15 protein-coding genes are annotated in these 12,846 nt (G+C 63.3%); 3 read left to right on the top strand and 12 right to left on the bottom strand.

Annotated elements, in window-relative coordinates; translation table 11 throughout:
• Positions 1-69: 69 nt before the first annotated feature.
• From preA to EP237_RS08125, 4 genes are all read right to left on the bottom strand, one after another.
• Positions 70-1,374 (bottom strand): NAD-dependent dihydropyrimidine dehydrogenase subunit PreA, encoded by a 1,305-nt coding sequence (gene preA / locus EP237_RS08140; RefSeq protein ID WP_127559973.1) that lies wholly within the window; start codon positions 1,372-1,374, stop codon positions 70-72.
• A 97-nt stretch (positions 1,375-1,471) separates the two neighbouring features.
• Complete coding sequence (locus EP237_RS08135; protein WP_127559971.1) at positions 1,472-1,762, bottom strand: hypothetical protein; 291 nt, start codon at positions 1,760-1,762, stop codon at positions 1,472-1,474.
• Between the two features lie 140 nt (positions 1,763-1,902).
• The gene (locus EP237_RS08130) at positions 1,903-2,295 is read right to left on the bottom strand and encodes a hypothetical protein (protein ID WP_164744661.1); all 393 of its coding nucleotides are present in this window, start codon (positions 2,293-2,295) and stop codon (positions 1,903-1,905) included.
• Entirely contained in the window at positions 2,292-3,629 is a 1,338-nt protein-coding gene (locus EP237_RS08125; protein WP_127559966.1) for an NAD(P)-dependent oxidoreductase, read from the bottom strand. The genes EP237_RS08130 and EP237_RS08125 overlap by 4 nt, the downstream gene beginning before the upstream one ends.
• A 282-nt stretch (positions 3,630-3,911) precedes the next feature.
• Between EP237_RS08125 and accB the strand changes: the two genes are divergently transcribed.
• On the top strand, positions 3,912-4,403 hold the full coding sequence (gene accB / locus EP237_RS08120; protein ID WP_127559964.1) for an acetyl-CoA carboxylase biotin carboxyl carrier protein: 492 nt from the start codon (positions 3,912-3,914) through the stop codon (positions 4,401-4,403).
• Positions 4,404-4,414: 11 nt separating this feature from the next.
• Complete coding sequence (accC, locus tag EP237_RS08115) at positions 4,415-5,764, top strand: acetyl-CoA carboxylase biotin carboxylase subunit (protein ID WP_127559962.1); 1,350 nt, start codon at positions 4,415-4,417, stop codon at positions 5,762-5,764.
• 46 nt (positions 5,765-5,810) lie between these two features.
• Here the strand turns inward: accC and EP237_RS08110 are convergent, their stop codons facing one another.
• Positions 5,811-6,263, bottom strand: a complete 453-nt coding sequence (locus EP237_RS08110) for a hypothetical protein (RefSeq protein WP_127559960.1) — start codon at positions 6,261-6,263, stop codon at positions 5,811-5,813.
• Complete coding sequence (locus tag EP237_RS08105) at positions 6,260-7,327, bottom strand: agmatine deiminase family protein (RefSeq protein WP_127559958.1); 1,068 nt, start codon at positions 7,325-7,327, stop codon at positions 6,260-6,262. Before EP237_RS08105 ends, EP237_RS08110 begins: the two co-directional genes overlap by 4 nt.
• A 150-nt stretch (positions 7,328-7,477) precedes the next feature.
• Here EP237_RS08105 and aat point away from each other — a divergent pair, with 150 nt between their 5' ends.
• Entirely contained in the window at positions 7,478-8,143 is a 666-nt protein-coding gene (aat, locus tag EP237_RS08100; RefSeq protein ID WP_127559956.1) for a leucyl/phenylalanyl-tRNA--protein transferase, read from the top strand.
• Here aat and EP237_RS08095 read toward each other — a convergent pair.
• The 6 genes from EP237_RS08095 to EP237_RS08070 all read right to left on the bottom strand — a co-directional run.
• Positions 8,086-8,517: a DUF2155 domain-containing protein gene (locus EP237_RS08095; RefSeq protein WP_127559954.1), complete on the bottom strand. Its 432-nt coding sequence runs from the start codon at positions 8,515-8,517 to the stop codon at positions 8,086-8,088. The genes aat and EP237_RS08095 overlap by 58 nt on opposite strands.
• Positions 8,514-8,963, bottom strand: coding sequence for an outer membrane lipid asymmetry maintenance protein MlaD (mlaD, locus tag EP237_RS08090; RefSeq protein ID WP_127559952.1), 450 nt, complete (start codon positions 8,961-8,963; stop codon positions 8,514-8,516). Before mlaD ends, EP237_RS08095 begins: the two co-directional genes overlap by 4 nt.
• A gap of 22 nt (positions 8,964-8,985) precedes the next feature.
• Positions 8,986-9,363 carry an NADH:ubiquinone oxidoreductase subunit NDUFA12 gene (locus EP237_RS08085; protein ID WP_127559950.1) on the bottom strand — a complete coding sequence of 126 codons (378 nt, stop codon included), beginning with the start codon at positions 9,361-9,363 and terminating at the stop codon, positions 8,986-8,988.
• Positions 9,364-9,483: 120 nt separating this feature from the next.
• The gene (locus tag EP237_RS08080) at positions 9,484-10,191 is read right to left on the bottom strand and encodes a Hint domain-containing protein (protein WP_164744660.1); all 708 of its coding nucleotides are present in this window, start codon (positions 10,189-10,191) and stop codon (positions 9,484-9,486) included.
• Between the two features lie 340 nt (positions 10,192-10,531).
• Positions 10,532-12,325 (bottom strand): Hint domain-containing protein, encoded by a 1,794-nt coding sequence (locus EP237_RS08075; protein WP_127559946.1) that lies wholly within the window; start codon positions 12,323-12,325, stop codon positions 10,532-10,534.
• A 105-nt stretch (positions 12,326-12,430) separates the two neighbouring features.
• Positions 12,431-12,846, bottom strand: a 416-nt coding sequence (locus EP237_RS08070; RefSeq protein ID WP_206052269.1) for a Hint domain-containing protein, incomplete at its 5' end; no start/stop codon positions are given.

Here is a 12,846-nt window from a genome sequence, read left to right as displayed (position 1 = left end):
GCTTCCAACGCGGTTTCGAAACCGCGTGAGAAAGGCGTTTCGAAACGCCTTTCCCGCCAGCCAAACCCGTTATTCCGCCGCGCAGGACCCCGGGTTGTTCGGATGCGTCGTCCAGTTGGCATAGTCCTTCTCGACCACCTTGCCGGTGCGTTCATCCACGGTGCCGGGGGCCAGCTGTTCCATGGTGATGCAGCCCTCGACCGGGCAGACATTCACGCACAGGTTGCAGGCCACGCATTCGCTGTCATCCACGTCGAAGACCCGATCCTCGGACATGGTGATCGCCTGGTGGCTGGTGTCCTCGCAGGCCGCGTAGCAGCGCCCGCATTTGATACAGGCATCCTGATCGATCCGGGCCTTGGTGATGTAGTTGAGGTTGAGATGCTGCCAGTCGGAGCAGTTTGGCACCGCGCGGCCCACCAGTTCGGAGGTCGAGGTGAAGCCCTTCTCATCCATGTATTGCGACAGGCCCGAAATCATCTCCTGCACGATCTTGAACCCGTAGGTCATCGCCGCCGTGCAGACCTGCACATTGCCCGCGCCGAGCGCCATGAACTCCGCCGCGTCGCGCCAGGTGGTGACGCCGCCGATACCGGAAATCGGCAGGCCTTGCAGGGACGGAGACCGCGAAATCTCCGCCACCATATTGAGCGCAATCGGCTTCACCGCCGGGCCGCAATAGCCGCCATGGGCGCCCTTGCCGTCGATGGTGGGTTCGGGTGCGAAGAGATCGAGATCGACCGAGGTGATCGAATTGATCGTGTTGATCAGGCTGACCGCATCCGCGCCACCATCCTTCGCCGCCTGCGCGGGCTTGCGGATGTCTGTGATGTTGGGCGTCAGCTTCACGATCACCGGCAGGTCGGAATGCTTCTTGCACCATTCGGTGACCTGGCCGACATATTCCGGCACCTGCCCCACGGCGCTGCCCATGCCGCGTTCGCTCATCCCATGGGGGCAGCCGAAATTGAGTTCCACCCCGTCGCAGCCGGTTTCGATCACCCGGTCGAGGATCGCCTTCCAGCTGTCCTCGTTCACCGGAACCATCAGCGAGGCGATAAGCGCGCGGTCGGGCCAGTCCTTCTTCACGCGGGTCATTTCTTCGAGATTCACCTCCAGCGGGCGGTCGGTGATCAGTTCGATATTGTTGAGGCCGAGCAGGCGCCGGTCCGCCCCCCAGATCGCGCCGTAGCGCGGGCCGTTGACGTTGACGACCGGCGGGCCTTCTTCGCCCAGGGTCTTCCAGACGACACCGCCCCACCCGGCCTCGAAGGCGCGACGGACGTTGTATTCCTTGTCCGTGGGCGGGGCCGAGGCCAGCCAGAACGGATTGGGGGATTTGATGCCGATGAACTCGGTGGAGAGGTCTGCCATTTGGGTGTCCTTTCCCTGTTGACGAAGCCGCGAAGCCTACGCGGGCGATTTATCCAGTGCCGCTCGTGTCCGGCGACGGGTTTTCTTGATGGTCATGTCAATTTTCCTGCCCCTGCGGGTCCCAGATGCAGCGCGCATAGACAAGCTGGCCTTGTTCCGAGAAATCGGCGAGAAGCTCGCCCGCCTGCTCTCTCAATGTCAGGTGGGTCAGTTCCGGCAACGGAATCTCTGTCGTTTCCAGAGTCCCGTCCGCACGCTCGGACAGGACGTAGACATTCGCGCAGTTGAGCCCCGTGGAATAGGCACCGTCCTCGCCGAGCGCGATCGGCAAGGCCACCTCACACAGGGTGTGGTCATTGAAGCCGATCCGGGTCTCTTGAATCCACATCGTCTCGTTGTCCGCGCACCATGCCCCGCTGATCCCGCTCTCAGAAGCGGCAGCCGACGCGGCGAGCAGCACGGCGCATAGCAATGGCGCAGAGGCTTTTGTGATGGAACGGCAGTGGGCCAAGAAACGTGTACCCTTTCCTAGAGCGGCCAGACCGCGTGGCAATGCAGGGTTTCAACCGGGGCCGCGTCATCGTGGCGGTAGATCAGCGTTCCGGCCTCTTCGCCCGGCCGCAGGGACAGTCGGTAGCCGGACAGGATGATATCAGAGGGCGTGTTGGGTGCGGCGGGATCCATGAACAGCGGGGTTTCGCACGCCACCTCGCCCTCATAGGTGAGGTCTTCGGCCAGCGGCGTGCGAAAGCGGCAGAGGGTCTGCGGCGGCTCGAAGAGGCCTTCGGCGGTCAGCGTGAACACCTCCTGCCCCGTTTCCGGGTCGCAATAGGGGCCCAACCCCGCCACGGGCGCAGCGCCGCCGGTCGCCCCGGCGGCAGCGGGCCAGACGGCCAGGGAGAGGACCGCCGCCCGCATCATGCGCCCGTCAGGCTCGCATGGATGTCTTCCGCCGCGTCACGGCCTTCGGCCACGGCGGTCACGGTCAGGTCTTCGCCGCCCGAGGCACAGTCGCCCCCAGCCCAGACCCCTTCCATGCTGGTGCGGCCCGGACCGGTGACGGCGATCTTGCCGCCCTCGATGGTCAGCGCGTCCGGTGCGCCCTCCAGCGTCTGGCCGATGGCTTTCAGCACTTGATCGGCGGGGATTGTGAAGGTCTCTCCGGTGCCTTTCAGCCCGTCGGGGCCGGACATTGTGTATTCTGCCTCCAGTGCCTGCGCCGCGCCGTTGCCGGTCACGCGGACGGGCTTGGCGTTGAACACCAGCCGCACGCCTTTCGACGCCGCCAGATCCTGTTCGAACCGGCTGGCGGGCATTTCAGCGCGGCTGCGACGGTAGAGGATCGTCACGTTTTCCGCGCCCAGAAGCTTCGATTGCACGGCGGCGTCGACGGCGGTCATACCGCCGCCGATCACCACCACATTGCGCCCGACAGGGAGGGAGGAGAGATCCTCGGACTGGCGCAAATCGGAAATGAATTCAACGGCATCGGAGACGCCGCTCTTGTCTTCGCCCTCGGCGCGCAGGGCGTTGACACCGCCAAGTCCCATGCCGAGGAATACGGCGTCATAGTCAGCTTTTAGCGCATCGAGGGTCAGATCTTTGCCGAGGGCCTTGCCGGTATGGAGCGTGATGCCCCCGATCTGCATCAGCCAATCCACCTCGGCCCCGGCAAATCCGTTTACCGTCTTATAGGCCGCGATGCCGTATTCGTTGAGCCCGCCGCCCTTGGGCCGCGCGTCGAACAGATCCACGTCATGGCCCTTCATCGCCAGACGATGCGCGCAGGACAGGCCCGCGGGGCCGGCGCCCACAACGGCCACTTTCTTGCCGGTGGTGGCCGCGCGGGTGAAGGGGTGCACCCCCGCCTCCATCAGCTTGTCGGTGGCGTAGCGCTGCAGCTGCCCGATGATGACCGGCTTGCCTTCGGCCACTTCGCGCACGCAAACCTCTTCACAGAGCGTTTCGGTCGGACAGACGCGGGCGCACATGCCGCCGAGGATGTTCTGGGACAGGATCGTACGCGCCGCCGCTTCGGGAGTGCCGGTGGCGATCTGACGGATGAACAGGGGAATGTCGATATCCGTCGGGCAGGCCGTCATGCAGGGCGCGTCGTGGCAGAAGTAACAGCGATCCGCCGCCACCAATGCCTCGTGATCGTCCAGCGGGTCATGCAGGTCGCCGAAATTGGATGCGTAGTCTTCGGCCGATAGACGGCCGGACGCGAGTCCCGGGGTAAACGGGCTGTTCGTCATGGGTGCCTCCCTGATCGAATGGCTTGTTCTTTTGAGGAAACGCTGACACAGGTCCATTTTTTGATCAAGCGGTAAAAAATGAATCCTGCGGAAAACCCGCCGGATTCGTCATTTTCCTGCGCAGAGGCTTCAATTCCGGGCAGATGAGACGCCGCTTTGCACAGAACCGGGTCGATTTCGCATCCGGTTTGGCTTTTCAGCCCCTTGGGGAACGCGTATATAGCCCGGAACATGATCATCCGCGCGGGGGGGCGTCCCTCGCCAGAACATCCGAGGGCAGAGATGGCAAACAAGACACATGACGGGGACGTGGCCTTCATCAAGGCGCTGGCGGAACTGCTGGCCCAGAATGAACTGACCGAGCTGGAGGTCATGCGCGAATATGGTGACAATGACAGCCTAAATGTCCGTGTCAGCAAGCAAAGCATCGTGGCCGCCCCCGCGCCTGCCCCCGTCGCGGCCCCTGCCCCGGCCGCCGCCCCTGCCCCCGCTGCATCCGCCCCGGCTGCCGCCGCCTCGTCCGGCGATCCGGCGCAGGATCCCGGCGCAGTGACCTCACCCATGGTCGGCACCGCCTATCTGCAGGCCGAACCCGGCACCCCCGCTTTCGTCAGCGTCGGTGACACGGTCGCCGAAGGTCAGACCCTGATGATCGTCGAGGCGATGAAGACCATGAACCAGATTCCGTCTCCCCGCGCGGGCAAGGTCACCCGCATTCTCGTGGGCGACGGCGACCCGGTCGAATTCGGCACCCCGCTGATGATCATCGCCTGATGGGGTCGCGCATGTTTACCAAGATCCTCATTGCCAACCGCGGGGAGATCGCGCTCCGCGTGATCCGCGCGGCGCGCGAGATGGGCATCCAGACCGTGGCCGTGCACTCCACCGCCGACAGCGACGCGATGCATGTGCGCATGGCCGATGAGGCGATCTGCATCGGCCCCCCCTCTGGCACGCAGAGCTATCTGAACGTCGCCGCCATCATCTCGGCCTGCGAGATCACCGGCGCCGAGGCGATCCATCCCGGCTATGGCTTCCTGTCGGAAAACCAGAACTTCGTGCAGATCGTGGAAGATCACGGCATCAAGTTCATCGGTCCGTCGGCTGAGCATATCAGCATCATGGGCGACAAGATCACTGCCAAGGACACGATGAAGAAACTGGGCGTGCCATGCGTGCCCGGGTCCGATGGCGGCGTGCCCGATCTGGAAACCGCCCGCGTGGTGGCCGAGGAAATCGGCTATCCCGTGATCATCAAGGCCACCGCAGGCGGCGGCGGGCGCGGCATGAAGCTGGCGAAAACGGCCGCGGAGCTCGACAACGCTTTCCGCACCGCCCGGTCAGAGGGCAAGGCCGCCTTCGGCAATGACGAGGTCTATATCGAGAAATATCTCGGCGCGCCCCGTCATATCGAGGTGCAGGTGTTTGGCGACGGCAAGGGCGGCGCGGTCCATCTGGGCGAGCGCGACTGTTCGCTGCAACGCCGCCACCAGAAGGTCTTCGAAGAGGCCCCCGGCCCCGCCATCGACGCCGAAACCCGCGCGCGGATCGGCAAGACCTGCGCCGATGCCATTGCCGCCATCGGCTATGAAGGCGCGGGCACGATCGAATTTCTCTTCGAGAACGGCGAGTTCTACTTCATCGAGATGAACACCCGCCTGCAGGTGGAACACCCGGTGACCGAGGGCATTTTCGGCGTCGATCTGGTGCGCGAACAGATCCGCGTTGCCGAAGGGCTGCCCATGTCCTTCAGCCAGGAAGACCTGCAGGTCCAGGGCCATTCCATCGAGGTCCGGATCAACGCCGAGAAACTGCCGAACTTCACCCCCTGCCCCGGCAAGATCACCCAGTTCCACGCCCCCGGCGGGCTTGGTGTGCGGATGGATTCGGCGCTGTATACCGGCTATTCGATCCCGCCCTATTACGACAGCCTGATCGGCAAGCTCATAGTCCACGGCCGCGACCGGCCCGAGGCATTGTCACGCCTGAAACGTGCATTGGGCGAGCTGATCATCGACGGGATCGACACCACCATCCCGCTGTTCCACGCGCTGCTGGAGGAAGAGGCCGTCCTGACCGGGGAGTACAACATCCACTGGCTGGAGAAGTGGCTGGAAACCAACATGCAGGGCTGAGTTCAGGCCCGCACCTGAAAAGCCGCCCCGAAACGGGCGGCTTTTTCTATTCACACACCGGCGCCTCGTCACAGCCCTCCGCGAGGAAGCGGGTGATGAATGGCTCCATCGCCGCATCATAGCTGATCGTGGCAACGGAGGAGCACATATAGGCGCGATGCGGTTCCAACTCCTCGGCGAAGGTGCTTTCCCAGCTTGGATCGACGGTCAGCATCTGCTCGGCGGAATAAAGCAGGTGATCGACAAAGGCCGCATAGGACGCCCCGTTGCGCGACCCCATCAGCGCGCAGGCATCCACCGGATCGGCCAGGGCGGGATGCGCCACCGCAAGGGCCAAATGGGCGCGGTAGGCATCGCGGGCCGATTGGGCGCGCTGGATCTCGTCCGCTGCATCCAGTTGCAGTTTGACGCCCACAAGCGCCGCCACCGCAACAAGGGCCGTCACCACCGCCGCCCCGGCTTCGATCTGGGCGGTGTTGTTCCGGAACCAGCCCATCATGCGGGCATCTGCTGCGTGGCGCAGTGAATACCGCCGCCAAGCTCGCCCAATGGATCGACATTCAACATGATGACCTCCCGGCCCGGATAATGGCGCGCCAGGGCCACCCGTGCGATTTCATCTGTTTCTTCGTCGCCGAACTCCGCCGCGATCACCGCACCGTTGCAGACGTAGTAATTGGCATAGGACGCCACGAAATCCTCGCTGTCGACGCGCCGGTCCCAAGGCTCCGGGATCACCTCGACCTCCACCCCGCCCGCGATCAGTGCGTCATGGGTGTCCAGCGCGGCCATGTGGAAGGGGTCGGCCTCATCCGGCTCATCAGGCAGGTTGATGAGCACCCGGTTCGGCCCGGTGAAGCGCGCGAGGCTGTCGATATGGTAATCGGTGATATCCTGCCCCCGCAGGCCCGGCGCCCAGATCATGCGTGTGGCCCCATAGGCCGCCAGCAGGCGCGCCTCGATCTCTTCGCGGGAAAGGCCCGGATTGCGGTTGTCGATGACCCAACTGCTTTCGTGACCAATGAGCAGCCCGTGCCCGTCATGGTCCACACCGCCCGCCTCCCCCACCAGACCCGACGGGATCACCGGCAGCCCGAGCCGGTCCGCGACGCGGGTGGCGATCTGGCTGTCATGGGTATCGACCTGCTTGTTGCCCCAGCCATTGAATTGCAGATGGCTGACCACGAGCGACCCGTCGGGGCGGCGCGCAAAGAGCGGCCCGGCATCGCGGCACCACAGATCCTCGGTCGGGATGTCCCATAGCTCCACATCGCTAGAGACCATCCGCCCGATCCGCGCGTGATGCTCCTCTGCGGCCAGCAGCGTCACCGGTTCGAACGCGGCAATCGTATTGGCGATATGGGCAATGGTCGCTTGTGTCATGCGCAGGAAACCTGCGTCATGATAGACCGTGCGGCTGTTGGGCCATTGCATGAAGGTCCGCTGATGCGGGGCATCTTCCGGCGGCACAGTCAGTCCGCCCTCACGGGCCATCAGAGCACCCGGCATTCCAGCAAGGACGACGGCACCGCCGGTGCGTTTCAGAACGTCTCTTCGGTTCATGCAGCGGCGCGTCCCCATCTCGAAATCACAAGCCCCAATCGCGATTTCACCATGGCCACAATGGAAACACAATGTCCGCAAGGCCGGTCTGGCCCCGCGCCCCCTTTTTGCGTTAGGCTGAGGGTCTTACATGCTTCGGACCTCGCTTGAATGGCACATGATCTTCTGACCCCGCAGCGCCCGGCGCTTACGCCCGATTTGCTGCTTCGTGCCTATTCTGCTGGTATTTTTCCCATGTCGGAATCACGCGATGACCCGGATGTGTTCTGGGTCGATCCACAAATGCGCGGGATCATTCCGCTGAACGGGTTTCGCATTTCCCGCTCGCTGGCGCGAACAATCCGGCGCGAGCCCTATCAGATCAGGGTGGATAGCGATTTCACGGGCACGGTCGCGGGCTGCGCCGACCGGGCCGAAACCTGGATCAACCCGCGCATCTTCGATCTCTATGAACAACTGCACCTGGCGGGCTTTGCCCATTCGCTGGAGGTCTGGGACGGCCCGGACCTGGTGGGTGGCGTCTATGGCGTGGCCCTTGGTGCGGCCTTCTTCGGGGAAAGCATGTTCTCGCGCCGCAGGGACGCCTCCAAGATCGCTCTGGCCTATCTGGTCTACAGGCTGCGCTATGGGGGGTTCCAGCTCTTCGACACGCAATTCGTGACCGATCACCTGATCTCGCTCGGGGCGGTGGAAATCCCGCGCAGTGACTATCGCAAGCGGCTGGAACGCGCGCTGCATTGGGACGCGAATTTCAAGGCTCAGCCGTCCTGGGTTTCGCCCGAGGCCGTGTTGCACCGCAGAACCCAGACATCATAGCGCGGGTGTTCCAGCGCCGACAGGGCGGGCGAGCTGGCGATCATCCAGCCGTCAAACAGCCCTCGCCCCTCCAGATCGGTGATCTCCAGATGCGCATAAGCCTCAGACCCCGGCGAGCCCTCCGGATACCGGCATTCCAGCAGGCGCACAGCAATTCGGCCCAGAACCACGGTCTGTCCCGTCTCAATCTCGATATCGGTGGCGCGGCCAACGGATTTGTCCAGCGCCCGCAGAAACGCTCCGGGCGCGGTCACGACCGGCGGGCCGGCATCCACGTTCGGATTGGGCTCGATGGTCAGTTCCACACCGCCCGTCTGCGCAGCCGCCACCATCGGCAGCAGAGCCAGACCCAGAACAAGCGCGCGCAGGGTCATTCCCCGTCCCCGCCACCGACGGCGCGCAGGATCAGCGTGGTCAGGCTGACGGCGCTTTGGGTTTCATAAACCTCGTCGCCAGGGGCCAGATTAAAGGCCGATCCGCCCGGCACCAGTTCCAGGAAATTGCCGCCAAGCAGCCCTTCGGAGGCGATAACCGCCTGCGTGTCGTCCGGCACCTCGATGGCACCCGCGACGGTGAAATCCACATCGGCACGGAAGGTGACGGGGTTCAGCTCCAGCCCGGTGACCGACCCGACCCGGACACCGGCAAGGCGCACATCGGTGCCCACACCGATCCCGTCGGCAGAGCGGAACGAGGCGCTGAGTTCATAGCTGTCGCTTGCGGCCTCGAACCCGGTGACCTGCCCGGCATAGACAAAAAAGCCGATAGCCGCGGCCAGAACGACTCCGCCTACCAGAACTTCGGTCGCATTCTCGGACATGGAGTGTCTCCTGCCTGCGCGCTTATTCCGGGCTCCAGGCCTCGTAGTCGCGCCGCTCGGCGGGTTGCGCTTGCCGCAGAGAGCCAGAGGGCGCATAGGCGGCCATGGTGCCGGTCATGTTGGCCTGATGCGGTTTTTCCCAGGCCTTGTGAGCGAGCGGACGGTCGGCGGGCGACTCGTCATAGGTGTGGTGCAGCCAGCCATGCCAGTCGGGGCTGACGCGGGACGCTTCGGCCTCGCCGTTGAACATGACCCACCGGCGCTTGCCATCGCGGGTCTGGAAATAGGTGTTGCCCTGATCGTCCTCGCCCACTTTCTGGCCATTGCGCCATGTATAGAGCTGGGTGCCGACGGTCGACCCGTTCCACCAGGTCACCAGACGGTTGAGGAAAGAGAGCATGGGCTGTGCCTCCGGCAAGATACGCGTTGTGGTTCTAATGCCGCATCTGCGGGCCAAGGTCCAGCGTGAAACCCTGCGAATGGGTGTCGCGGGCGGGGTTTGGCCGCCCGCGGGAGAGGATCAGGCGACGGCCTTGGCCGAGATCCTCGCGCGAATGTGCTGAGGCACCTGCCGCGCGGACATCGCACGCGGATAAGGCAGTTCCTGCATTTCGGGCACGTCACCATAGAGCGCCTCGAACTCCGCATAGTTGTCGAACACCCGGCGGGAGACATTGTCGATGAACGTCTCCGCAGCTGCACCATTGGCGAGGATGATCTCGTGTTCCTCGGTTTCAATGTGATAGACCGTGTAGGTCTCGCCCATCTCGGACAGGGGAACGCGGGTGATCGTGGTGTCGTTCACCAAGGCCCCGGCGTGGCAGATGACTCCATCGACCAGCATCCCGTGGTCAGCGGTCACCGTCAGGTCTGTATGCGGCAGTCCGTTGCCAAGCGATCCAGCGGCAAAGCGCACCGGCATCAGCCGTTCGGCGGGACCAAACCGGGTGGAGACGGTCTGACGGCCGATCCATTTGACCGGGACAGCAGAGCCATCAGATGAGAGTACGCGATCTCCGATCTTGATGCTCTCAACTGCGCGCTCTCCGTCTGGACTGTTGATTTTTGTGCCCTCGACAAAACAAGTTGGGAAAGCAGCGGTACTGATATCACCGGGGGTTAGCGTTGCAGGTGGCGACAAAGGGGGCTGATTCATCATGACCAGCCGGAACTGGAACGGATTGGTGTCGACATAGTCGAAAATCGGCCAGGATTGCCCGTCAATCATGACCTGACCAACATATGTGTACGTGACTCCTGAAAGCTGAACGGAGTTTCCTACCGTGAACTCCATATCTCCCTGTAGATCGTTAAGCTCTGCTATGGTGTTTTGCGCTGGAAGAAGGACCGAACCGTTCGAGCCTGCCGGGCTTCCGTAGTCGTAAGCCAGGGTGTGGGTAATGTCGTAAGTGGCCATTCTGTGTCCTAACTCCGGATTGAATATTTATTGGTAATTATGCAACGCCTACTGCTTAACAAGCATGCGCCAAGCCGTAGGCGCAGTGACTAGGAAAAGCAGAAAACGTGATCCACCAGAGTCAGTAGAGGGCAGCATTTGCTACCGAAGATCAAGCAACTTTAGATGGCAAAAGCTTCCTTTGCATCCAATCTGGCACCTGCCGCACAGACATCGCGCGGGGGTAAGGCAGCTCTTCCATCTCCGGCACGTCGCCGTAGAGCGCCTCGAACTCGGCATAGTTGTCGAAGACCCGGCGGGAGACATTGTCGATAAACGTCTCGGCGGGCGCGCCATTTGCGAGGATGATTTCGTGTTCCTCGGTCTCGATGTGGTAGACGGTGAAGGTCTCTCCCATCTCGGCCAAAGGCACCCGGTGGATGGTCACCCCGTTCGCCAGAGCCCCCGCGTGGCAGATGACGTCCTCCACAAGCATGCCATGATCGGCAGTCACTGTCAGATCGGTGTGCGGCAGGCCCTCGCCCAAAGACCCGGCATCAAAGCGCACCGGCATCAGCCGTTCAGCGGGGCCGAAGCGGGTCATGACCGTCTGGCGACCGATCCATTTGATCGGAACGGAACGCCCTTCAACGGTCTGAACCCGGTCACCGATCCCAAGGTCCTCGACCGCGCGCGGGCCGTCCGGCGTTGCAATCTGCGTCCCTGCACAGAAGCACACAAGGTTGGTGTTCGCGGTGTTCAAGGCAGACAGGCTGGTTCCGTCCATCACCAGGGATCCGCCGCCAACCCCGGCGGGCAGGGAGATCAGCAATGATCCATCCCCTTGTTCCGTGGCGGCTGCAAGCAATTCGGAGAAGTTGCTGAAGAGCGATGACAGATCGACGATGTCCCCTTCACCGGCATTGAAATCCGTGATCCGGTCGGTTGCGCCTCCCCCGAAACCACGGAACAGGTCGGCGCCTGTCCCGCCAGACAAGGTGTCACTGCCATCGCCGCCATTGACCGTATCCGCCCCGTCCCGGCCAAAGATGCTGTCATTGCCGCCATTGCCGAGAAGGGTGTCGTTGTTCACCCCGCCGAAGATGTCTTCGTGGAAGAACTGGCCATTGACGGTTGTCAGGGACGACCCGGCTGACTGCGCGGACATCAGCACCATGCGGGCAAAGTCATCGGCGGTCCGCGCGTCCGCCCCAGAGAGGGACTCGATCGCGGCGGCAAGTTCGGCGTAATGGGGCGACAGGCTGGAGGACTCCGCATAGGTCCCGGTCACGACCCCGCCGGGCGTGGTATATTCGCCCCCCCGCACCACGACGCCGATCAGGTAGGACTGGGACGCACCAGCTCCGCTCGGATCGAAGGTCAGGAAGGTGCCTCCGCCGCTCATGCCGCCAACGGGTTCGGCCCCCTCTACGGTGTAGTAGCCGCCGATATCCCCGCTGACGTTCTGCTCGGTATAGTCACCGGCGGCGAGGGTGCCGGTGGTCTGGTGCAGGACGCCCGCGGTGTTGTTGAGCGAGTTGTCCTCCTCGGGATAGCCGGTGATCACCACATTGCCGGACAGGTCATTGGGATCGTTGGCGATCAGCATCGGCGCGGCGGGACCGTTGTAGAATGCCCCCGTGGAGACCAGAGGATCCCCCACCTGCAGGCTGATGTCGAACCCGGCGAGGATCGTTTCCGGGGTACTGTTGCCGTCAAGATCTTCCAGATAGGCTGTCCAGGGGGCACCCCCGGAGGGCAGCGTAAAGTCATACTCCGTCGTTGCGTGGCTCTCTGCCGCGCCGGGCAGGCCTTGCTGAGGCGTTGCCGTGTGGGATCCGCCTGCCGAAGGGAAGTGATTGGCGCTGAAATAGATGCCGCCGCCGATGTGAACGCCGGACCATTTCACCTGGACAGCGGTCAGATGCACCAGATCGGTGGTGCCCGTGTTGACAATCTCTAGCACCAAACACCCCCGCAGGCAGAGTTAATAGAAAACCAATGCCAATAGCGGTATCACGCGCTCAAACGGCCGGTCAATCTGCGTTGCAGAGGCAGGTCGAGATCGCCCTCAGGCGACATCTCGCTGCGAAAGGCGCATGAGAATGCCCTTCGGCACCTGTCGCGCGGACATCGCACGCGGATAGGGCAACTCTTCCATCTCCGGCACGTCGCCATAGAGCGCTTCGAATTCGGCGAAGTTGTCGAAGACCCGGCGGGAAACATTGTCGATGAAGGTCTCAGCAGGCGCGCCGGCGGCGAGGATGATTTCGTGGTTCTCGGTCTCGATGTGGTAGACGGTGTAACGCTCGCCCATCTCGGAAAGTGGCACGCGGGTGATCGTCGTGCCGTTCACAAGAGCCCCCGCGTGGCAGATGACACCATCGACCAGCATGCCATGATCGGCGGTCACGGTCAGATCCGTGTGTGGCAGGCCATCGCCAAGCGCGCCAGCAGCGAAACGCACCGGCATCAGCCGTTCGGCGG

It is taken from the genome of Nioella ostreopsis, from assembly GCF_004000255.1.
GTDB lineage: Bacteria > Pseudomonadota > Alphaproteobacteria > Rhodobacterales > Rhodobacteraceae > Nioella > Nioella ostreopsis.
This window is presented reverse-complemented; position numbering and strand designations above follow the sequence as displayed.